The organism is Thioalkalivibrio sp. ALMg13-2, assembly GCF_000381185.1.
Taxonomy (GTDB): Bacteria; Pseudomonadota; Gammaproteobacteria; order Ectothiorhodospirales; family Ectothiorhodospiraceae; genus Thioalkalivibrio; species Thioalkalivibrio versutus.
The window spans coordinates 168,556-189,919 of record NZ_KB906101.1 but is presented as its reverse complement, the minus strand read 5'-3'; the positions used below and the strand labels follow the sequence as shown (position 1 = coordinate 189,919).

Here is a 21,364-nt window from a genome sequence, read left to right as displayed (position 1 = left end):
CCATGTTGCATCTGATCAGCATCCGCGACTTCGCGATCATCGACCGGCTGGAACTGGAGCTGGACACCGGCCTGAGCGCCCTGACCGGCGAGACCGGGGCCGGCAAGTCCATCCTGATCGACGTGATCGGCCAGCTACTGGGCGACCGCGCCGACGCCGGCATGGTGCGCGAGGGTGCCGAACAGGCCGATCTGTCGGCCGAGTTCGCCCTGCCCGCCAAGGGCCCGGCCAGCGCCTGGCTGGCCGAACAGGACCTGGCCGAGGCGGACGACGAAAGCGTCCTGCTGCGCCGCGTGCTGACCCGCCAGGGAAAGAGCCGCGCCTGGATCAACGGGCGCCCGGTCGCGGTGGGTCAGCTGCGCACCCTGGGCGAATGGCTGGTGGACATCCACGGCCAGCACGCGCATCAGCAGCTCTTGCAGCGCGATACCCAGCGCCACTGGCTGGATGGCTTTCTCGACGGCAACCCGACGCGCGATGTCCGCGACACCTACCGCGCCTGGCGCGCGGCGGCGAGCGCTCTGGACCAGGCACGCGAGGCCCAGGCCGACACCTCCGACCGCCTCGACCTGCTGCGCTTCCAGAGCGGAGAACTGGCCGAGCTGGCCCCGGTACAGGACGAATACCCCCGACTGCTGACCGAACAAAACCAGCTCGCCCACGGCACCGAGGTACTCACCGCCCTGCAGACCGCCAGCCAACAGATCGAGGAGGACAGCGGGCTGGACACGCAGCTGGGCCAGGTCCTGCACGCCCTGCAGGACGCCGCGCAACACGACGAACGGGTCAGTCCGGCGGTGGAGCTGCTGGAATCCGCCCGCATCCAGATCGACGAGGCCGGCGACCACCTGCGCCGTCTGGCCGACGGCATCGAGCTCGATCCGGAACGCCTCGCCGAGCTGGATACTCGCGTCAGCGAATACCTGCGCCTGGCGCGCAAGCATCGGATCGACCCCGAGGCCCTGCCGGGCCTGTTCGATGAACTGCAAACGGAACTGGATGCCCTGGAAAACGGCGATCAGACCGTTGAGGCCCTGGAGGCCCGCGAACAGCAGACCCGCGCGGCCTTCGATACCGCTGCCACGAAACTCACTCAGGCCCGCCGGAAGGCCGCCAGCCGCATCGGACAGTCGGTCACCGAGACCATGCAGGAACTGGGCATGGCTGGCGGCCACTTCGAGATCGGGGTCGAGCCCGCCGACAAGCCGCAGGCCCACGGCGTGGACCACATTGAATTCCGCGTGGCCGCGAACCCCGGTGCTGCGCCGCAGCCGATGGCCAAGGTCGCCTCCGGCGGCGAGCTCTCGCGCATCGGGCTGGCCCTGCAGGTACTGGCCAGCGAGCAGCAGACAGTGCCCACGCTGATCTTCGACGAAGTCGACAGCGGCATCAGTGGCGCCGTCGCCGAGGTGGTCGGGCGCAAGCTGCGCAGCCTGGGCGAGCGCCATCAGGTCCTGTGCGTGACCCACCTGGCCCAGGTCGCCGCCCAGGCGCACCACCAGCTGGAAGTGCAAAAAAGCCACGCCGAGGGCAGTACCCGCACCGCCATCCAGCCACTGGACGACGAACGCCGCGTTGAGGCCCTGGCCCGCCTGATCGGCGGCACCCAGCTCACCGAGACCACCCGCACCCACGCCCGCGAACTCCTCGCCTCCGCCGGCTAGCCCCCCCCCGCCGGCACAACGAATACCAGGGAAACCGTAGGATGCGATGAGCCCAGCGAATCGCATCGTTCCAGACGTGGCATTCACCCCAGACCCCAGCGATGCGATTCGCTGCGCTCATCGGCATCCTACCGCTCACGATCCGTGGTGCGGGCGTCCCAGGACCATTAATGAGCACGCCGTACGGATCAAGTCCTCGCCGGCCAGGCCCCGTTCGGCAGATAGTGCGCATCGGGTGGCAACTGCGGCATCCAGTACACCCACAGGGCCCGTGGACCCTCCTGCGTTCGGGCGGGGACCAGCGCGCGGCGATACTCCCCGCGGCCGGCGCGGCGCACACCTTCGAGGGCATCGATCAGCGGCAGGGTCCGAGCCGGATCGGGCAGGCGAATCCACTCACCCTGGACGCTGCCCCATCCCTCATCGGGCCGTTCGCAGTGCAGGGACGCCTCGTGGTGACGCTGACGCGATGCATCCCGCGTGGGGTCGGGCCCCGCTTCGAGCAGGATGCGTTCCTGCGGAATACGGACGGCCGGGTAGCCCACGGGCAACTCGTACAAGTAGCCGGCAATGGTGGCTTCGCGGATCTCCAGCGCCCGCGCACAAAAGGCGCGGTGGTTCGAAAAGTCCCGCTTGAGCGTCCCGTAGACGAACAGGTCCACCACCGCCGGCATGGCTACTCCCGCGGCAGACGGACCACCGGGCGCCACAGGCGCGCGGACTCGGGCACCTCGCCGGGCCAGTCCACGACGTAGTCGATCAGTGGCAGGTCCGGGGCGTCCTGCTCGCGAATCACGCGCCCGGCCACTGACACGCGGGCGCGGCGGACCGTCTCCGGATCGCCGCTCAGCAGCGGATGCCAGGCTGGCAGAGGGTGGCCCTCGAAGCGCAGCCGGTAGGCGCAGGTCGGTGGCAGCCAGTGATAGTGCGGCAGGTCCTTCCGGGTCAGCTGGATGCAGTCCGGCACGAAGTCGCGGCGATTCGCGTAGTCGGAGCAGTAGCCGGTCTCGCAGTCGAGCAGATCGCAGGCCAGCCAGGTGAAGGCGAGCTCGCCCGAGTCCTCGTCTTCCAGCTTGTGCAGGCAACAGCGCCCGCAGCCATCGCACAGGGCCTCCCATTCGGCATGGGTCAGGCTCTCGAGCGGGCGCTCCCAGAACGGGCGGTCATCCGTCGGGTTCGACTCACTCATGATCCCCGTGATCCTCGCCCAGACGGCGCCGCCCCTCGTCGCGCAGGCGCTCCACCGTCTGCCCCCAGCGGTCCTGGGTGACGTAATGCATCAGCACGCGGCCGCGACGCGGGACCAGGATAACCAGCCCCTCCTCGGGGTAGAGCCAGTAGCTGTGATCGGAGGCGATGCGCATCCGCTCGCGCGGCTCGCCGAAGCGCTTGGTGATCAGGTCCTCGGTCCATTGCGCGCGGGGGATGTAGCTCATCTCGACGATCGACACATTGCCCAGCGAGGTCAGGGCGGCGTCGCTCAGTCCATAACGCCGGGCGCCACTGGGCATCGGGCGCTCGGAGGTGACTTCGGACTGAATCCGGTCCAGCGCGGCCTCGTCCATATCCGGGCGCAGGATCAGGTTGGCTTCGAACGGCGGGATGCGCGCGTTCACGTAATAGGCCTCCAGCGAACGCGAGCCGTCCGCATCCACGAACAGGCGGATATCCGGCACCGGCAGGCGGTGCATCAGATCGGCCATGGTGGTCTCGCCCAGAACGACCCCCAGCACCCGCGTACGCTGACGGTCCCCCACCTCGATCTGCCAGGGCAGGTCGGAGAACTGTTGGCTGCGCATCCCGCCCGGGTTGGAATAGACCCACATGGCCAGGGCCAGGATGACCCCCATCACCACCAGCCCGATGATCCAGCGTATGCCCATTCCGCGATTCCCCTAGAGACAACATGTAGCCCGCCCGTGGCGGGCGCTGTGCGGCGCCTCGTATAATGCGGCGCTCGCCCGACGACCGGATAACAGCCCACCATGTTCGCACGTTTGTCTGCCTGGATCACCGCCCGCTCCATCCCCGGCGAAAGCAGCGGGCGCATCCTGGTCCTGGCCCCGCGGGCCACTCTGGAGACCGCCGCCGACTGGCTGCAGGAGCTGGCCGGGTCCGTCGGCCCCATCGCCCTCGGCGTCACCGACTGTGGCCAGGACCGCGAGGCCGAGGGCCTGATCGACGGCCTCCCCGCCCTCGCGATGCGGCCCGAACTGGCCGCCACGCGCCTCGCACGCCTGCAACCGCGCGCCGTCGTGGTGATCGGCCCCCTCCCCGCTGGCGAGCACGACCTGGGCCCCGCCCTCGGCGCAGTCCGCGTACCGCGCATCTGGATCAACGCCGAGGGTGACGGCGCGGCTGGCATCGAGTGGGATGCGGTCTTCGCCGCGCGCGAAGACGCAACCGTCTCCGGCCCCGCCGAGGTGATCGGCGACCCGATCGCCGGCGCGGTGGAGCTGCCGCCCGCCCCATCCGGAGATGACGGGTTCTGCGAGCGCTTTCGCGAGTACCACGAGAAGGATCACCCGATCCTGCTGGCACCCAACACCGGCCCGGGCGAGGAGGCCTTCGCCTTCGCCGTGCTGTTCGCGGTCCTGCGCAAGAGTGCGGCCATCCTGCTGCTGGCCCCGGCCGATCCGGCGCGCCACGAGCCGGTCTACCGCGACGCAATCAAGTACTCGCTGCCGATCGTCCGCCACAACCGTTTCATGACGTCCTTTGTGCCGCGTAAAAACCGGATCTACTACATCGAGGACCCCGAGACCCTGCATGCCGCCTATACCTGCGCCCACGTGACCCTGCCTGGCGGCACTCTGGCCGCCAGCGAGACCCCTCCGGACCTGGGTCTTCCACTGGCCTGTGGCAGCGCGGTGATCTGCGGCCCAGCGGAGTACGAACGCCATCCGGACGCCGCCACGCGGCTGCGGATCGCGGCCGAGCACACCGGCCTGGTCGCGCGCGGAGAGGACCCGGAACAGGTGGCCGAAGAGGTGCTCGCACGCCTGGCGGAGGGGGTTGATCGGCAGGCCAGGCGCGGGCGTCTGGCCGCATGGCAGGCACGACAGGCCGGTGCCCGCGAGGCTGTTCAAACCCGCCTGCAGACCTTGCTTGGCACCTCCTGACGCCTCGCCCGGATGGGCTTCCGGTGAAGTGCAACCAATTGATCTATAATCGGGTCATGCGGTTGCAACCGAAACCCATAACGAGTTCGAAACGATGATCGACGGCAGCACCTCCCTCGCAGGCATCCAGAAGGGCATGACCAGCATGCGCCAGCAGGCACATACGGCGGCCACCGAGAATGCCGGCAGCCGCGAGAGCATGGGCGCCCAGGTGGGCATGATCGCGAGCCAGAACCAGATCGAGGCCTCGGTGAAGACCCTGCAGGCCGAAGACCGGATGATTGGCTCGCTGCTGGATGTGCGCGCCTGAATCCGGGCGACGCTTAAGATTACGAACGATCAGGAGGCTCGCCGAGTCACACGATGGAAGTCCCGGTCTCCAACCCCTCAGCTGCAATACCGATCGGCACGCGCCCGACCGGAAGTGACCGGCTAGGCCTGGGACAACTCTCGACCCCGGCCGATTTTGAACGCCCGCTGAACGACCCGGAGGCCGGCGCAGCCCGCCGGCCGCTCGAAGACCGTCCGGAACAGGACGACAACCAGCGCGGTGATGCCGAGCAGGATCAGGGCCTGGCCTTCCCGCGATCGGACCAGGAGATGGCCTCCCGCGCCCGCGTGGCGGCCCAGATCGAGGCGTTCCGCAGCGGCGGTGATTCCGCCGAGGCCGCGCCAGCGGACGGCAGCCCGCTGGGCGGTGCCGGTGTCGAGGCCCTGCGCCGTCGCGTGGAACTCGCGGTCAGCCTGGCCGGCCCGGCCGAAGAGCCGCGCCGCGAACTGAACGTAGTGATCTAGCCAAACGCTAACCGCAACGCCTCGCCTCTTTCTCAGGGGCACCCCAGCGCGAGCGCCCGACCTGCTACTGCAGACGAGCCGATCGAGCCGACGAATGGCCCTGGAGCCACTCCTGCGCACGCTCACCAGCATGCAGGCGCTGCTCCGGGCTCAGCTCGCGAGCGACCCGCTCGCGGTGCCGCGCCGCGCTCGCGACCCCCATCTCCGCGGCAATCGCATACCACTTGAACGCCGATACGTCGGAACGCTCCACGCCCTCGCCCATCGCGAACAGACGCGCGAGATTGGCCGCGCCACGCCCCTCACCCGCCTCGGCCGCCAGCAGGTACCACTGTGCCGCCTGTTCCGGGTCCTGCGGCAAGCCCCGACCCTCGTCGAATTTGAGCCCCAAATTGAACATGGCCTGGGCGTTCCCGCGCTCTGCCGCAATATGGAACCACCGCGCTGCCTCGTTGGGGTTCGCATCCGGTCCATCACCCTGCTCGAACAGGACCGCCAGATTGAAGGCCGCATCCGGGAAGCCGGCCTCGGCAGACCGCTGGTACCACTGCGCGGCCTCGAGCGAATCCCGGGGCAGGTACTGCCCCTCGTCCAGCAGCACGCCGAGATTAAACGCGCACTGCGGATCACCAGCCTCGGCGCCCTGGCGCCAAAGGGTCATCGCAGCGTCATGTTCGCCGCGGGCCCAGGCCGAGCGGGCCTGATCCAGGAGGGGGTCGGGTTGGGAGGATTGCGCCATCACTACGGTCCGTGAATTGCCTGGGCATCACTGTAGCGGTGGGTTCGTGATGCGTCGACAAACCGCACGGGGATACGTGATGAGCGCCACGATCGCCTCACCGAAACGGTGGAGTGTGATGAACTTCTCGCAACATATGAGGGGGTATTCCGGTCAACTGGATTGAACGTCATTTTTCCGTTCACATTCACCCCGGATACACAGGAGTTTCCATGAAACATTCCACCAAGATCCTGGCCGCCATGGCCATCGCACCCCTCGTCTTCCTGATGGGCTGCTCCGACAGCGACATGGGCATGGACGAGTTCGAAGAGCAACAGATGCAGGAACAGCCCGAGACCGGTGAAGGTGGCATGCAGAGCGCCCCGCCGCCCCAAGACGGCATGCAGCAACAGCAGCCGCCGGAAGGCGACATGCAGCAGCCCCCGATGGATGACGGCATGGACGAGCAGGGCGGCTCCCTGGAACCCGAGGGTGACGACCGCCTCTGATCCTGCCCCGGATCCGTCACCCAGGCGACCAGCTGGCGCTGGTCCGCCACAAAAAAGCCCCGACACGCTGCGCGTGCCGGGGCTTTCACGTACTGCAGGGCAGGAAATCAGTTGCTGAAGGTGTCTTCCATCTCGTCGCCGGCATCCTCCATCGAATCGCCCGCATCGTCCATGGCGTCATCGATGTTCTCGCCGGCCTCTTCGGCCGGGCCCTGATTGTCACACCCCGCGAGGGTGGCACTGCCCAGCGCCATCATCAGGGCAAGCATCAGGATCGTCAGTCGCGATTTCCACATGGTGTTCTCCTTTACCGTAAGGGTCCTTTCTCGCTTCGCCCCCAGTACCCGACAGTTACCCGCCGAACCGGGGACACTCGGGGCGTTCGACCGGGAAGCCCAACATACGATCCGTCTTGCCGGAAACCCGCCCTCCAGAATGTGACGGGCTGCCGATTCCGGTTTCCCATACAAGAAGACCGCACCCGAGGAAGGTGCGGTCTTCGATGCAAGAGACACCGACTCAGAACCGGTGCGTCAACCCCACCGAGAACGTACGCGGTTCGTTGGGCCGGGCACCGTCCGGGGAGCGGGAGATGATTTGTTGCTCATCCAGCACATTGCTCACCCGGGCATAGAGGTCGGTGTTCCTGCCCAGGGGATACTGGCTCACCAGGTCGATCGTGGTCAGCGACTCGGTGCGGTCGAATGCGCCCGTGCTCCGGTTACAGCCATCGCTGTTGCAGGTCGCGTCGATGTACTTCACGACCGCGTAGTGGTTCCAGCCACTCGCGTGCTCGAGGCCCCCTCGAAGGCTGAACTGGTGGCGCGGGATCCCCTGCAAGCGATCGCCCTCTTGCTGCCCCGAGGCCGGGTTGTCCGCGCTGGCCTTGGCGCTGGTGTAGGTGTAGCTGGCCTCCAGGGGCGCGTGGAAGGATCCCAGGTCCACCCCCGTGGAGGCCCGCAACTCCAGTCCGGAGATGACCGCCTCCCCGGTCGTGAAGGTCCCGGAGGTGGCGCCGTCCGAGCAGGGCGTCGCCACCGAGCAGTTCTGCACGAAGTCGGAGAAATCGCTGTAGAAACCAATCGCCTCGACAAACGCATGGTCGCCCTGATACCGGGCGCCCAGTTCCCAGTTCGTGCTGGTTTCCGGGTCCTGGTCTTCGGTCGCACCGCCCCCCAGGGGAGCAAACCCACGGTGAACCCCCGCCAGCAGTTGCCAGCGGTCCGTGAAGTCGTAGGTTAGCGAGGCCCCGGGCAGCCAGACGCTGCTCGAGTTGGAGCGCCGCGAATCCACGACGTTACGCTGCGTGTCGGCATACTGGGTCCGCGAGGTCTCGACATCCTCGTAGCGCAGCAACAGGTTCGCAGTCAGCCGGTCATTGACGTACCACTCGTCGGCGAGCCAGAAGCTCCAGGCCTGCGCATCCTCGAACCGGTTGTTGCTGCCCGTCGGCTGGATGGTCTCCTGATAGACGAGGGAACCGTTGACCTGATCGTAGATGTCGTCCGGCTGGAAGCGGTCCATCTCGTCCTGGTGATAACGGACACCCGCACGCAGCCAGTGGTCCCCGAAGTCCATGCCCAGTTCGGTCTGGATACCCTCGGAGACATACTCGCGGTTGTTGTTGCGGTAGGTCAGCCCCGCCACATCGTCCTCGCCCCGGAGGATTCGTTGCGCGGTCGCATCGCCCCGATTGGCGTCTTCAATGAACGCGCTACCCCCGCCCAGCTTGAACCAGTTTCGGGCGAATTCGTTGCGGTACAACGTGGTGGTCATGCGCACGCGCTCGGACCAGTCGATGTCATGCGCGATGCTCAAACCGAGGTGGTCGTTCTCCATCTGATCGATCCCGGACAGGCCATAGCGCCGATTGGGATCACGCGCGAAATCCGCATCGGTCAGGCCAAGATAGGTCTCGTTGGACGTTTCCTCCGAGTACTGGACCTTGGCCTCGATGCTCTGGCGCTCGCCGTCCCAGCGCAGCTTGCCGACATAGTCCTGAATGTCGTAGCCGGTATCGCGGTTGCTGCGATCGATATCCTTGAAGCCGGCCCCTCTGCGCTGGACGGTCTCGACCATGTAGCTCCAGTCACCGGAACGATCCCCGAACATCGCGTGCACGTCGGTGCCGCCCCGATCGTTCACCACCGTTTCGATGGAACCTCCGCGTTCCCGGGGGATGGGCGTGGACACCAGATTGATCACACCCCCGGTGGTCTGCGGCCCGTGGCGCAACAGCGGGGCCCCCTTGAGCACTTCGATCTCGTTGATCCGCATCATGGTCGGGAAATAGTAGGCCGCCGGGTTGGAATACGGTGCCGGGGCGATCAGCACGTTGTCCTCCATCAGGGTCACCTTGCTGCTGCGGCCCGGAGGCGCTGCACGGATCCCGATATTGGGACGCAGACCCGCCCCGTCTTCCTCCTGCACATACACGCCAGGCACGGTCTTGAGCGCCTGGTGGATGTCCGTGGTCCCTTCGGTTTCCAGCTGTTCGCGACCCACCACGGCCGCCGAGCCGGGCAGCCGCTGCGTCGCGGTCACGTCTCCGAGGATTTGCACCGGCGCCAGCCGGGCCTCGGTTCCGGATTCGGCTGTCGGGGCGGCCTCGTCGGCATGCAGCGCGGGAATCCCCACGGCCCCGGCAATTGCGAGTACGACGGCACGTCGCCTCCATACCCCGGAGTTGCGCGAGTGGTCGGCGGGTCGTGCGATTCGGCGGCTTGCCAGATGGTTTCGAGCCATGGTTGTCTCCCTTGAGTTGGCCAGCATCAACACCGCCACGGACGCCGGGGCGCCGCGGATCGGTGACGGATTGGAGGCTGGCTGAGGGAGAGACTCCCCTGGCTGGCAGGAGCCGCGGTGTGGACCGCGGCTGGTGTTTCACGGGGTTTACTTGGTCAGGATCAGCTTGTCGTTGGCGGTCCGGCGCAGGGTGTACCACTCGCCGCGGTGGCAGATGCGGATCTGCCGCGCGGGGCCCAGCAGCTGCTCGCTGGCGATCTCGCGCGGGCCCGGATCCTCGCGGACAGCCGGCTTGCCGGATGGATGCGTTCCGGAATTCATTGTTCCCCCTCCGGTTCGGAGACAAAGGCCATGCGGCTCACCCCGGACTGGCGCACCTCGGCCATCACCCGGGCCAGGCGCTCGTAACGCGTGTCACGATCCGCGCGCAGATAGATCGCGATGTCCGGTTGTGTCTCCAGCGCCTCGCGCAGGCGCGCCGGGAGACGCTCCAGCGAGACCGACTCGTTGTTCCAGTACAGGTCGCCGCTTCCGTCCAGGGACAGCGTCACGCTGTCCGGCAGCTCGTCAACCGGCTCGCTGGTGGCCTGAGGAAGATCCAGATCCACCGAGTGGGTAATCACCGGTGCAGTGATGATGAAGATCACCAGCAGCACCAGCATCACATCCACCAGCGGGATCACGTTCATGTCCGACATTGGTTCGCTGGTGTCGCCCATGCGTCCGAAGGCCATGGCTTAGCCCTCCTGGTGCAGGCCGTCGTCCGGCAGTGCATGCGGATCGGTGCGACGGTCACGCGCCTCGCGAGCATTGCCGGGCTTCAGGTCAGAGTGCATCAGCAGCGCATGCACATCGTGTGCAAAGGCCTCGAAGTCCTGATGCAACAGGCGCTGGGAGCGATTGAAGATGTTGAAGAAGGCCACCGCCGGGATCGCCGCGGCCAGGCCGGCGGCGGTCGCCACCAGGGCCTCGCCGAGCGGACCCGCCACCAGATCCATGGACACCGACGACTCCTGTGAGATGTCGATCAGGGCGCCATGGATACCCCAGACGGTACCGAGGAGTCCGACAAAGGGCGCCAGCGCCCCGACCGAGGCGAACACGATATTGCCGGCCTGCATGCGCAGCAGCTGCCGGTCCATCGCCTGGCGAATCCGGCGCACCACGTGGTCGTCCAGACGCTGCTCGGCCTTGTCCGAGCCATCGCGCACACCGCGGTAGTCGTCGAACGCGGCAAACGCCTCCTGACCGATCACCGCCAGCGGGCCGCGCTGGTCGTGGATCGCGTCGTGGAAGGCCGGCGCCGTCTGGCTGGCATCGAAGGCCGCCAACGCGGCGCGGTTGTCGCGACGCACGCCAATCAGCGTAAGCAGCTTGCTCGCGGCAATCGCCCAGGTCGCCACGGACATCAGCAGCAGGATCGCGAAGACTGCGACCAGCACCGGGTCACCATGGCGAAACACGTAGAAGACATCGAACTCGTTCATGCAATCATCCCCGGCTGCGCAGCGCTTCATACGCCGGCCTTGTCATCGAATCGAAAAGTCCATCGGTACGAGCACCACGCCCTCCACCGCGCGTCCCCCACGGCGGGCAGGCTCGAACTCCCAATGCTCGATCGCCGCCTCGGCGGCATCGTCCAGGCGCCGGTGGCCGCTGCTCTCCTCCACCGACCAGTCCAGCGGCTGCCCCTGCGCGGAGACCCGGACTCGCAGCAGGACGGTACCCTCCTCACCACGGCGCAACGAGATTCGCGGATAGTCCGGCGGCGGGTTATTCAGGTACTCCGCCCCGAACCCCGGCTCCTCGAAGGGCTCGTCCTCTTGGCCCACCGGACCACCGGGGGCCGCCTCCGTCGCCGGCTCCTGGTCTTCGGCCGGCCCGGACGCGCCCGAACGACCTGGTTCTGGCTCTGGTTCTGGCTCCGGTTCTGGCTCCGGTTCTGGCTCCGGTTCTGGCTCCGGCTCTGGCTCCGGCTCTGGCTCTGGCTCCGGTTCTGGCTCTGGCTCTGGCTCTGGCTCTGGCTCTGGCTCTGGCTCTGGCTCTGGCTCTGGCTCTGGCTCTGGCTCTGGCTCTGGCTCTGGCTCTGGTTCCGGCTCTGGTTCCGGCTCTGGTTCCGGTTCCGGTTCCGGTTCCGGTTCCGGTTCCGGTTCCGGTTCCGGTTCCGGTTCCGGTTCCTCAAGTGTCTCGGTCACGGCGTCGGGTTCAACGACCGCCGTTTCTTGCCCGGTCGGGTCAGGCAACACCGCGTCCAGTTCGACCCAGTGTGCCTCCATGCCCCCGCCCCGGGTGCCAGCCAACTCCGGTGCGGCATCACGCATCACCCATAGCGAGCCCAGTATCCCGCCGTGCAGCGCGAAGCTCACGGCAACGCCCAGCGCCAACGCACGACGACTGCCGGAAGGGGATATGGAAAAACGGTGGGTCATGGATGAGCTAGCTCGCCGCAGGACAAGAATGTATAGACGCCTTGACCGAAGAGAAGTAACCCGCTCGCACATCGGCGCGTATAGGTCACGCATCTCCCGGAATCCGACTATCGCGGCTGGCCGGCGGATTGCCAAGTCACTGCCCACGAACAGAGCGCACCCTACCCTTAATGCGAATGGTTTGCAATACCAGTCGCATATGGCGCCATTCGCTCCGGATCGATACGCGGCAGCCCGGGTCAACTTTCCTCGGGTCCAAAACGATAAAACCCGCCCCGGCGGCACCGGGGCGGGTCGAAAAAGGCGGCTAGGCCGGCGGTATCGCCGGCCAGGCGCGATCAGTGCTGGTGACCGCCCTCGCCGTGGGCGTGGCCGTGCTCCAGCTCTTCGGCCGAGGCCTCGCGGACTTCGACAATCTCGACGTCGAAGTTCAGGGTCTCGCCGGCCAGCGGATGGTTGCCATCGACCGTGGCGGTGTCGCCCTCGACCTTGGTCACGGTGACCGTCAGCGGGCCGTTCTCGGTCTGCGCCTGGAACTGCATCCCCGGCTCGACGGATTCGACGCCCTGGAAGGCCTCCATCGGGATCTCCTGAACCATGGCGTCGATCTTCTCGCCATAGCCTTCTTCCGGGGAGACCTTCGCCTGGACCTTGTCACCGGCGGCCTTGCCTTCCAGCTCCTTTTCCAGGCCCGGGACAATCTGGCCTTGTCCGTGCAGGTAGGCCAGCGGCTCGCGGCCTTCGGAGCTGTCGATCTTCTCGCCAGCATCGTTGGTCAGGGTGTAGTGGATGGCCACCACGGCGTTCTGCGCGACTTGCATGGGCTTTGCCCTCTTAATACATGAACTTTTAAGGGTAACGCGGAATATCGCTCCACGTCAGGTCCACCCGCCGGACACGCGGTTTCCGGCGGGTGGGTGTCCGCCGGGTCAGGCGGCCTTCTGCAACAGCAGTCGGTTCAACCGGGTGACGAAGCCGCTCGGGTCCTCCAGCTGCCCGCCCTCGGCCAGCAGGGACTGCTCGAACAGCAAGGAGGCCAGGTCGTTGAACTCGTCGCCTTCCGCGGCCTTGAGGCGTGCGACCAGCGGATGGCCCGGGTTGACCTCCAGCACCGGTTTGCCGGAGAAGGTCTCCTGGCCGGCCTGCTTGAGCAGTTCCTGCAGGTACAGGGCCATCTCGTGCTCGCCGAGCACGATACAGGCCGGAGACTCCACCAACCGCCGCGAGGGCCGCACGCTCTCCACGCGTTCGCCCAGGGCCTGCTGCAGACGTTCCGGCAGATCGCCCAGGTCGCCCTCCGCGGCTTGCTCGCCGGTCTCGTCCTTCTGCTCGACGTCCTCGCCGATGATCTTGTCGAGGTCCAGGTCACCCTTGGCGACATTCTTGATGGGCTTGCCGTCGAACTCGCGCAGGTGGGACAGCAGCCACTCGTCGACCCGGTCCGACAGCAACAGGACCTCGATCCCGTGCTTGCGGAAGATCTCCAGGTGCGGGCTGTTGCGCGCGGCGGAGGCATTGTCGGCAGTGATCAGGTAGATCGCCTCCTGGCCCTCCTTCATGCGCTCGAGGTAATCCGCCAGCGCGACGTTCTGGGTGTCGTCGCTGTTATGGGTGCTGGCAAAGCGCAGCAACTTGGCGATCGCCTCCTGGTTGGCGAAATCCTCGCCGGGTCCCTCCTTCAGCACCCGCCCGAAGTTCTGCCAGATCTCGGCGTACGCCTCGGGCTCGTTCTTGGCGATGCTTTCCAGCAGCCCCAGGATCTTCTTCACCGAACCGGAGCGGATCGAGTCCACCAGGCGGTTGTCCTGCAGGATCTCGCGCGAGACGTTCAGCGGCAGGTCCGCCGAGTCCACCACCCCGCGCACGAAGCGCAGGTAGTTGGGCAGCAGCTTGTCCGCGTCGTCCATGATGAACACCCGCTTCACGTAGAGCTTCACCCCGTGGCGGGCATCGCGATCCCAAAGGTCGAACGGCGCGCGCTTCGGGATGTAGAACAGCGTGGTGTATTCCTGCCGGCCCTCCACGTGATTGTGGGTCCAGGCGGCCGGATCCTCGAAGTCGTGCGCGACGTGTTTGTAGAACTCCCGGTATTCCTCGTCGCTGATCTCGCTCTTCGAGCGAGTCCACAGCGCGCTGGCACGGTTCACGGTCTCCCAGTCGTCGGTAGGGTTGCCCTCCTCGTCCTGCTTGCGCATGCGGATCGGGAACGCCACATGGTCCGAGTAGCGCCCGATGATGTGGCGCAGACGCACGGGCTCGAGAAACTCGCCGGCGTCTTCCTTCAGCGTCAGGGTGATCTCGGTCCCGGCCTCGGTGCGCTCGCATGGGGTAATGGTGTATTCACCATCGCCACGCGACTCCCAGCGGGTACCCGCATCCTGTTCGCTGCCGGCGCGGCGCGTCTCCAGGCGCACGTGGTCGGCGACAATGAACGACGAGTAGAAACCCACGCCGAACTGACCAATCAGCTGGGAATCCTTTTTCTGGTCGCCAGTCAGCTTCTCGAGAAACGCCTTGGTACCCGAGCGTGCGATGGTGCCGATATGTTCGACCACCTCGTCCCGCGACATGCCGATGCCGTTGTCGCGCACCGTCACCGTCCGCGCCTCCGCGTCCACCTCGACGTCAATCACCAGCTCCGCCGGCTGCGGGATCGCGTCCGGCTGGGCCAGGGCCTCGAAACGCAGCTTGTCACAGGCATCGGCGCCGTTGGAGATCAACTCACGCAGGAAGATCTCGCGATTGGAATAAAGTGAGTGGATCATCAGCTGCAGAAGCTGGCTGACCTCGGTCTCGAAGCGGCGAGTCTCGGTGCTGGGTTCGGTCTGGGTTTCGGTCATGGCGTGCGTGTCCCTTGATTGTTCTCGATACGTCGTAAGGTAGGGTCGCCCGCCCCGTTTTCAAGGACCGCGGCCTGGTAAAGTCCGCCCGCTCCTTCCGGATCCAGCAGTGCCCAGACCGGCGCGAGCAGCTCCGGAAGCTGCTCCTCCAGCTGCCACGGCGGACGCAGCACGAGCATCCCGGAGCCCGCCAGCCCGAGGTGGCGCTCCGGGTCGGCGGCGATACGCAACTCGCTGACCAGCCAGGGATCGTCCAGCTCGGCGCGTAACTGTTCGCGCATCGGGTGATCCGGCCGGCCTGCGAGAATGGGGTACCAGACCAGGATGATCCCGGTGTTCCAGCGCCGACGGATGGTGGTCACCATCTCCGCCACCTCGCGGTACTCCGACTTGCGCTCGTAGGACGGGTCCAGCAGGACCAGACCGCGGCGTGGCTCCGGCGGAAACAGCGCTCGCGCGGCCTCGCGCGCGTCACGCTTGTGCACATGGCAGCGGGAATCGCCGGCGAGGCGCGTCTGCAGCCGATCATAGGCCTCCGGATGGAGTTCGCACGCGATCAGGCGATCGCGTTCGCGCAACCGCGCCTGAATCAGCAACGGGGATCCCGGATATTCGGTAAGGCGCGGGGGCTTCGGTTGCATCCCCCGCAACGTCTCCAGGAACGTCCGGCCCGCGGATGGCCAGACCGGATCCGCAGACCACAGGCGTGCGATACCGGAGGTGGCCTCGTCGGTCTTGCGTGCCCGCGCGCTGGTCAGGTCGTAGCCCCCGGCGCCGGCGTGCAGGTCCACGGCCACGAAGGGTTTCTCGCGCCCACGCAGCGATTCCAGAACCTGCCAAAGGACCAGGTGCTTGTGGACGTCGGCAAAATTGCCGGCGTGGTAGTCATGTTGGTAGCTGAGCATGCGTCCCTCAAACAAAAAGCCACCGCGAGGGTACCCGCGGTGGCTCAAGAAGGGCAGCCCGGAAGGACCGCCCTCGACCGTGTGAACGGCTTACTGGTTGACCGGCGAGTCCGGATCCAGAAGATACGCCATGACGTGCGCAATCTGTTCCTCGCTGAGGAAGTTGTTGCGTCCAAACCGCGGCATCTGGGTGCACGGGAAGTACTGGTGGGGGTTGGACACCACCTGGTGCACGTAATTCACCACCGAACTGTCATTACCGCGGGTGGCCCCATACCCGGCCAGGCTCGGGCCCAGGGTGCCGTAAAGCTCCTCGGCCGGATCCATCTGATGGCAGGCGTAACAGTTACCGCCTGCCTCGCGGGTACCATGGTCATCGTTTCGATGACCGATACGGTAGCCATACCCGGAACGCGCCAACTCGGCGCCACGGCGCCAGTTGCCCAGGCGCGGACCACCCGGCGGCGCCTCGTAGCTTTCTCGGGCCATGGCGATCACCTCGCCTGCGGTCCCGGAATCCGGATCGCCCTCGATCGAACAGGCGGCCTGAATGCCATCCTGCACCATGCGATCACGGGCCGACCCACCTTCCTGTGCCTCCTGCTCGAAACGATAACTGTCCGTTTCCAGCACGAGGTAATCTGCCAATTCGTCGGCGCTCATCGCCGTAATGTCGACCTCGCCACTGGTCTCGCCCATCCAGCCATCGCAACCCGCGATCAGCACCGTGGACGCCAGAACGGCCAAGCCCGCCCCAACTGTCTTGTTCCTAAGCATCCCTGATGTCTCCTCTTGCGTCGGCTATTGCCGCTTCTTGCCGATCATCGTGCCGGCATCTTCCAGGCGTAGGCCCGGTTGCCTCCAGGCCCGATGGAGAACAGGTCCCGGATCAACGGCCCATGGCCGCAAAGTAGATAGACCCATGCGCGGGTCCGTCAGGAAAAACCACCGCGGGCCATCCCGCGGTGGTTCAAAAAAGGGCAGCCCCGGAAGGCTGCCCTCGAACCAGCGTGTGGCTTACTGGTTGTTGACCGGCGACTCCGGATCCAGCAGATACGCCATGAGATGGCTGATCTGCTCGTCGCTCAGGAGCTGGTGACGGTCAGAGTTGAACCGCGGCATCTCGGTGCACGGGAAGTACTGGTGAGGATTGGAAATCACCTCGTGCACGTAGTTCAGCACCGCTTCGCTGGTACCACGGTTGGCACCGTAGTTCTGCAGGCTCGGGCCGATGGTCCCCTGCTCGGAAACCCGCGGGTCGAACACGTGACAGTTGTAGCAGTTGCCACCCTGCTCACGCTGCCCGTGATCGTCGGTGTTATGACCCTGGCGATAGCCGAAACCGGAATTCGCCAGTTCGGCACCCTTGCGCCAGTCACCCAGCTCCACGCCGCCTTCCGGACGTTCGTAGCCGGCACGCGCCATGGCCACGACTCGGCCGGCGGTTTCGCCATCCGGGTCGCCTTCCATGGAGCAGGCCTTCTGCAGCTCGTCCTGGGTCATGCGATCACGCCAGGTACCGCCTTCCTGCATCTCCTGGTCACGGAAGCTGTCCGTTTCGAAGATGAGATGCTCGGCCAGCTCGTCCGCGCTCATCGCGGTGATGTCGACAGCCGAATCCTTGCTTCCATCGGCAACGGCGCAACCAGCGGCGAGGGCGACGGATGCGAACGCGGCCATGCCGGCCGCAACAGCATTCTTTTTAAACATACTTGGTGTCTCCTATTGCGTCCGTAGATTACCGCTTCAGATCAGGCAGGATGGCCGGTTCGCCACGCGCTGCATCGTTCCAGAACGAGATCAGGGCAGTGTTGACCGGGGTATCGTGCTTGATACCTGCGTGACGCATCTGCCACACGCAACCACGGATGCGGTGGTTCTGGCTACGCACGTTGTCGTGGCCGGCGCGGTGGGCGGGCCAGGAAACAGCCTTGGTCCATTCCTGACCGTTGCGCATTTCAGGCAACACGGAGGCACGGATCTGCTTGCCGGAATCGCCATGGCAGCTGGCGCAGTTGAAGTCCATCGCACCACCGCGGCGGAAGAACAGCTTCTCGCCCGCATCACGCATGGCCTGTTCCTGCGGGTGATCCAGCGGCGGATTCCAGGCCATACCGGAGGACTGGTGGGCAATATAGGTGGTCAGCTTCATGATGTCGGAGCCGTTGCCGTGGCGCTGGCCGACGGCGGCATCGTCGCTGGTGAAGCCCTGCAGTTCCTTCATGCAGTGCACCAGGCGCTGTTCGAAGTCCATCACCTTGTCGGTGTCTTCGAAGTAACGCGGCAGTTCGACGTAGGCGCCGTCCAGCTCGCCCGGCCCCTTGCCGAAGTCGCAGCCTTCCAGCGAGACGTTGTTCGGGCCGCGCTGGGCGTAGAACAGGTCCTCGCCTTCCTCGACCAGCCACAGGGCCGGGTTGTCCGGCATCATCATGATGTTCATTTCACTCTGATGCAGATAAGCGGAATCGGGGTTGTTCTGCAGCAGGTTCTGCAGGACATCATTGGGGTCTTGCCATTCGCCGGCCTGAGCCGCAGCCCCAACAGCCATTGCTACGGGCAACGCAAGCAATGCTTTCTTGAACATGGAAACCTCCATCACACGGGTTTTTTTCGATTGAGCCCGGGACTGATCTGGCCCGGACCTGTGTAGCAGAGTGCTGAACCCGAGTCCGTGCTGTCAACACAAAAGACTATATTAGCGTTTCCTAACAGTCTGTTTTACAACGGTTCTTGGGCATCAACACCGTGGGGCAGACGATGATTACCCCTTTATTATTCCCGCCTTTCCGGAATTTTTTTCAGGCGCCGTTCAGGCGCGGCCTGGCCGACAAACATTTGATGTCGCGGGTGAATACCCGGGGGCGTGGCCAGCCCGAGCATGACGGGCTAACGCAGCTTCCACGGAATACCGGGCGAATAAAGGGAAATAGACTCAAATCCAGTGCGAGCACGGGCATGGACCGGTGAGTTTCGAACAAGCCGCGGCGGGGTCAATCGCGACCCAGAACACCCTCATGGAACAGCAACAGGCGCTTAACCTGTGCCAGCTCGCCGACCTGATCACCGGCGTAACCGCCGACATCGCTGGAGGTGCGAAAACGCGCGGACACCACGCGGTGACAGGGAATGAACAAGGGCCAGGGGTTGGCACGGCAGGCCTGCCCCACGGCACGGGGCGCAGAACCCACGCGGGTCGCGATCTCGGAGTAGGTGCGCACCTCGCCTACCGGGATCTCCGACAAGGCGGCCCACACCCGACGCGCATGGGCGCTGCCGGGTGGTACGGCCGATGTCGGGCGCCAGGCCGTGGCGTCACGGCCGTATTGTTCCGGGTCAAAGCGCGGCGCCTGGAGATCCGCGCTCGGGATATCCACTAACGGCGCCAGATCCTGGGGATCGTCCGGATCCTTCCAGTCGCAGGCCAGGATTTCGCCATCGGCAGATTCCAGCCACACAAAAGCCAGCGCGACTCCGGGGAGGAGGCAGCGCTGGCTGCGGGTCATTGGACCTGCCGACATCGAATAGCGAAATGCCAGGGGTGACAGGGGCCCGGCCATGCGCCGCGCCCCGTCCGGTCGCGTTATTTCGCGGCCTTGACGTCTTCCTTGATACGGGCGGCCTTGCCGGTCCGGTCGCGCAGGTAGTACAGCTTGGCGCGACGCACCTTGCCGCGGCGCTTCACCTTGATCTCGGCGATCTGCGGGCTGTGGGTCTGGAAGGTTCGCTCCACACCGTTGCCGTAAGAGACCTTGCGCAGGGTGAAGGCGGAGTTGAGGCCGCGATTGCGCACGGCGATCACCGCGCCCTCGAAGGCCTGCAGACGCTCGCGGTCGCCTTCGCGGACCTTGACCTGCACCACCAAGGTATCGCCGGGCCCGAAGGCGGGCACATCCGACTTCATCTGCTCGGCTTCCAGTTCCTGAATGACGTTATTCATTGCTCGACCTCAATCATCGCTTTCGGTGCGCGAGCCGCCGGTATGGCCACTCGCACGGTATTCGTCCAACAGGGCCGCATCTTCGGCCCCGAGTTCCAGCCGGGCCAACAGGTCCGGCCGTCGGGTCCAGGTCCTGCCCAGTGCCTCGCGGCGGCGCCAGCGCCGGATCGCACCGTGATCGCCCCCCTTCAGGACCGGTGGCACGGTTCGCCCGGCGACCGTCTCCGGGCGAGTGTAGTGCGGGCAATCCAGAAGCCCCGCACTGAACGAGTCCTGCTCGGCCGAGTCCGCATGCCCCAGAACCCCCGGTAGCAGGCGGGCACAGCCATCAATCACTGCCATCGCCGCGAGTTCGCCGCCCGAGAGCACAAAATCGCCCAGCGACCATTCCGCGTCGACCTCCGCCTCGATGAAGCGCTCGTCGATGCCCTCGTAGCGTCCGCAGACCAGGGCGACCCGTGGCCGCCCGGCCAGTTCACGCAACATCGCCTGCCGGATCGGACGCCCCTGCGGGGTCAGTGCGATCACGTGCGGCGCGGCTTCGGCATCCGCCCGCGCCGCATTCAGCGCGGACGCCAGCGGCGCGTATTGCATCACCATGCCCGGACCCCCGCCATACGGCCGGTCGTCCACTGCCTGGTGAAGACCGGCGCCCCAGGCACGCGGATTCCAGTATTTCAGTTCCAGCTGACCGCGCTCCACGGCCCGCCCGGTCACTCCGGATTCGCCAACCGCCGCGACCAGTTCCGGAAACAGCGAGATGACGTCGAAACGCATCCGCGCCGCTTCAGAAGTCCGGGTCCCAGTCGACCCGCACGCGACGAGCCTCCAGATCCACGTCCAGCACGTACTGTTCGCGAACCCAGGGGATCAGGCGTTCCCGATCCCCCTGGACCACCAGCACGTCGTTGGCACCGGTCTCGATAAAACCCGAGATGGTACCCAACGCCGCGCCGTCGTGATTCTCGACCGCCATGCCCAGCAGATCGGCCCAGTAGTAGGCGCCATCCTCGGCCGGTGGCAACCAGGCGCGCTCGATCGCGAGTTCGGCACCAATCAACCGGTGTGCCCTATCGCGATCCGCGGCCTCGCGAAACTTCATCACGACGCCGTGGCCATGGCCACGGCCGCCCTCGACGTCAACCAGGCGCCAATCGCTCCCGTGCTGCATCCACAGCTGCGGGAACTCGGTGATCGCGGCGCGCGGCGCGGTCTCGGAAAAAACCCGGACCCAACCCTTGACGCCATAGACCCCGGACACACGTCCGACGCGGATACGCTCATCCGCCTCATTCATGACCGCAGCCAAGTGTCAGTACAGCGGCCGGGCGCCCTCAGGCCGCCGCGGACTGCTGCTGCTTGCGGTAGCCCTTGACCAGGTGGTTCACACGCTCGGACATGCCGGCACCGTGACCCAGCCAGTGGTCCACGCGCTCCAGATCGATGCGCAGCGGTTCGTCCTGACCGCGGGCCACCGGGTTGAAGAAACCGATCTGCTCCTTGTAGCCGCTATCGCGACGAGCGCGGGAATCGGTAACCACGATCGAATAAAATGGGCGCTTCTTGGCGCCGCGGCGTAGCAGGCGAATCGTAACCATGTAGTGTTGAACCCCGTGAGTCCGTTTTCTCGAGAAAACGCGCGATTATAACGAATTCGACCGACAACACAAGGGAGAACTCAGGTCTCCCTTGTGTGC

General features: G+C 65.9%; 26 protein-coding genes. 5 read left to right on the top strand and 21 right to left on the bottom strand.

Translation table 11 applies throughout. From position 1 onward, the window contains the following. Positions 1 to 2: 2 nt before the first annotated feature. Complete coding sequence (gene recN / locus F618_RS0102390) at positions 3 to 1,664, top strand: DNA repair protein RecN (RefSeq protein WP_019567669.1); 1,662 nt, start codon at positions 3 to 5, stop codon at positions 1,662 to 1,664. A gap of 188 nt (positions 1,665 to 1,852) precedes the next feature. Here the strand turns inward: recN and F618_RS0102385 are convergent, their stop codons facing one another. The 3 genes from F618_RS0102385 to F618_RS0102375 are packed head-to-tail and all read right to left on the bottom strand — an operon-like array spanning position 1,853 to position 3,547. Continuing rightward, positions 1,853 to 2,338: a gamma-glutamylcyclotransferase gene (locus F618_RS0102385; protein ID WP_019567668.1), complete on the bottom strand. Its 486-nt coding sequence runs from the start codon at positions 2,336 to 2,338 to the stop codon at positions 1,853 to 1,855. A 2-nt stretch (positions 2,339 to 2,340) separates the two neighbouring features. Beyond that, positions 2,341 to 2,853, bottom strand: a complete 513-nt coding sequence (locus F618_RS0102380) for a YcgN family cysteine cluster protein (protein ID WP_018145338.1) — start codon at positions 2,851 to 2,853, stop codon at positions 2,341 to 2,343. Beyond that, positions 2,846 to 3,547, bottom strand: a complete 702-nt coding sequence (locus F618_RS0102375; protein WP_019567667.1) for a hypothetical protein — start codon at positions 3,545 to 3,547, stop codon at positions 2,846 to 2,848. Before F618_RS0102375 ends, F618_RS0102380 begins: the two co-directional genes overlap by 8 nt. A 102-nt stretch (positions 3,548 to 3,649) precedes the next feature. Between F618_RS0102375 and F618_RS0102370 the strand changes: the two genes are divergently transcribed. From F618_RS0102370 to F618_RS0102360, 3 genes are all read left to right on the top strand, one after another. Next, entirely contained in the window at positions 3,650 to 4,786 is a 1,137-nt protein-coding gene (locus tag F618_RS0102370) for a hypothetical protein (protein ID WP_019567666.1), read from the top strand. 94 nt (positions 4,787 to 4,880) lie between these two features. Continuing rightward, positions 4,881 to 5,096 (top strand): hypothetical protein, encoded by a 216-nt coding sequence (locus tag F618_RS0102365; RefSeq protein ID WP_019567665.1) that lies wholly within the window; start codon positions 4,881 to 4,883, stop codon positions 5,094 to 5,096. A 53-nt stretch (positions 5,097 to 5,149) separates the two neighbouring features. After that, positions 5,150 to 5,581, top strand: coding sequence for a hypothetical protein (locus F618_RS0102360; RefSeq protein WP_019567664.1), 432 nt, complete (start codon positions 5,150 to 5,152; stop codon positions 5,579 to 5,581). A 64-nt stretch (positions 5,582 to 5,645) separates the two neighbouring features. On the opposite strand, the gene F618_RS0102355 is transcribed toward F618_RS0102360, so the two are convergent. Then, positions 5,646 to 6,320, bottom strand: coding sequence for a tetratricopeptide repeat protein (locus F618_RS0102355; protein WP_019567663.1), 675 nt, complete (start codon positions 6,318 to 6,320; stop codon positions 5,646 to 5,648). Between the two features lie 212 nt (positions 6,321 to 6,532). On the opposite strand from F618_RS0102355, the gene F618_RS0102350 reads away from it, so the two are divergent. Further along, complete coding sequence (locus F618_RS0102350) at positions 6,533 to 6,811, top strand: hypothetical protein (RefSeq protein ID WP_019567662.1); 279 nt, start codon at positions 6,533 to 6,535, stop codon at positions 6,809 to 6,811. A 107-nt stretch (positions 6,812 to 6,918) separates the two neighbouring features. On the opposite strand, the gene F618_RS0102345 is transcribed toward F618_RS0102350, so the two are convergent. From F618_RS0102345 to rpsP, 17 genes are all read right to left on the bottom strand, one after another. Further along, entirely contained in the window at positions 6,919 to 7,107 is a 189-nt protein-coding gene (locus F618_RS0102345) for a hypothetical protein (protein WP_018145331.1), read from the bottom strand. Positions 7,108 to 7,330: 223 nt separating this feature from the next. Then, positions 7,331 to 9,448, bottom strand: coding sequence for a TonB-dependent receptor domain-containing protein (locus F618_RS0102340; RefSeq protein ID WP_019567661.1), 2,118 nt, complete (start codon positions 9,446 to 9,448; stop codon positions 7,331 to 7,333). A 255-nt stretch (positions 9,449 to 9,703) separates the two neighbouring features. Beyond that, a complete protein-coding gene (hemP, locus tag F618_RS15285) occupies positions 9,704 to 9,877 on the bottom strand; it encodes a hemin uptake protein HemP (RefSeq protein ID WP_018169162.1) in 174 nt (57 codons plus the stop codon). Beyond that, positions 9,874 to 10,290, bottom strand: coding sequence for a biopolymer transporter ExbD (locus tag F618_RS0102330; RefSeq protein WP_018145328.1), 417 nt, complete (start codon positions 10,288 to 10,290; stop codon positions 9,874 to 9,876). The genes hemP and F618_RS0102330 overlap by 4 nt, the downstream gene beginning before the upstream one ends. Positions 10,291 to 10,293: 3 nt before the next feature. Next, positions 10,294 to 11,043 (bottom strand): MotA/TolQ/ExbB proton channel family protein, encoded by a 750-nt coding sequence (locus tag F618_RS0102325; RefSeq protein ID WP_018169164.1) that lies wholly within the window; start codon positions 11,041 to 11,043, stop codon positions 10,294 to 10,296. A gap of 42 nt (positions 11,044 to 11,085) precedes the next feature. Continuing rightward, positions 11,086 to 11,832, bottom strand: coding sequence for a TonB family protein (locus tag F618_RS15280; protein ID WP_369772986.1), 747 nt, complete (start codon positions 11,830 to 11,832; stop codon positions 11,086 to 11,088). 491 nt (positions 11,833 to 12,323) lie between these two features. Next, a complete protein-coding gene (locus F618_RS0102315; RefSeq protein WP_018169167.1) occupies positions 12,324 to 12,806 on the bottom strand; it encodes a peptidylprolyl isomerase in 483 nt (160 codons plus the stop codon). A gap of 108 nt (positions 12,807 to 12,914) precedes the next feature. Beyond that, positions 12,915 to 14,825 carry a molecular chaperone HtpG gene (gene htpG / locus F618_RS0102310; protein WP_019567659.1) on the bottom strand — a complete coding sequence of 637 codons (1,911 nt, stop codon included), beginning with the start codon at positions 14,823 to 14,825 and terminating at the stop codon, positions 12,915 to 12,917. Next, entirely contained in the window at positions 14,822 to 15,730 is a 909-nt protein-coding gene (locus F618_RS0102305) for a 23S rRNA (adenine(2030)-N(6))-methyltransferase RlmJ (RefSeq protein WP_019567658.1), read from the bottom strand. Before F618_RS0102305 ends, htpG begins: the two co-directional genes overlap by 4 nt. A 90-nt stretch (positions 15,731 to 15,820) precedes the next feature. Continuing rightward, positions 15,821 to 16,507: a sulfur oxidation c-type cytochrome SoxX gene (gene soxX / locus F618_RS0102300; protein ID WP_026331120.1), complete on the bottom strand. Its 687-nt coding sequence runs from the start codon at positions 16,505 to 16,507 to the stop codon at positions 15,821 to 15,823. 240 nt (positions 16,508 to 16,747) lie between these two features. Beyond that, a complete protein-coding gene (gene soxX, locus F618_RS0102295; protein WP_019567656.1) occupies positions 16,748 to 17,440 on the bottom strand; it encodes a sulfur oxidation c-type cytochrome SoxX in 693 nt (230 codons plus the stop codon). 28 nt (positions 17,441 to 17,468) lie between these two features. Then, positions 17,469 to 18,278, bottom strand: a complete 810-nt coding sequence (gene soxA, locus F618_RS0102290; protein ID WP_019567655.1) for a sulfur oxidation c-type cytochrome SoxA — start codon at positions 18,276 to 18,278, stop codon at positions 17,469 to 17,471. Positions 18,279 to 18,720: 442 nt separating this feature from the next. After that, positions 18,721 to 19,287, bottom strand: coding sequence for a methylated-DNA--[protein]-cysteine S-methyltransferase (locus F618_RS0102285; protein WP_026331119.1), 567 nt, complete (start codon positions 19,285 to 19,287; stop codon positions 18,721 to 18,723). 23 nt (positions 19,288 to 19,310) lie between these two features. Then, entirely contained in the window at positions 19,311 to 19,667 is a 357-nt protein-coding gene (rplS, locus tag F618_RS0102280) for a 50S ribosomal protein L19 (RefSeq protein ID WP_018937248.1), read from the bottom strand. Positions 19,668 to 19,676: 9 nt separating this feature from the next. After that, a complete protein-coding gene (gene trmD, locus F618_RS0102275; RefSeq protein ID WP_019567653.1) occupies positions 19,677 to 20,444 on the bottom strand; it encodes a tRNA (guanosine(37)-N1)-methyltransferase TrmD in 768 nt (255 codons plus the stop codon). Between the two features lie 10 nt (positions 20,445 to 20,454). Beyond that, the gene (gene rimM / locus F618_RS0102270) at positions 20,455 to 20,964 is read right to left on the bottom strand and encodes a ribosome maturation factor RimM (protein ID WP_019567652.1); all 510 of its coding nucleotides are present in this window, start codon (positions 20,962 to 20,964) and stop codon (positions 20,455 to 20,457) included. Positions 20,965 to 21,001: 37 nt separating this feature from the next. Further along, a complete protein-coding gene (gene rpsP, locus F618_RS0102265) occupies positions 21,002 to 21,265 on the bottom strand; it encodes a 30S ribosomal protein S16 (RefSeq protein WP_018947984.1) in 264 nt (87 codons plus the stop codon). Positions 21,266 to 21,364: the final 99 nt, after the last annotated feature.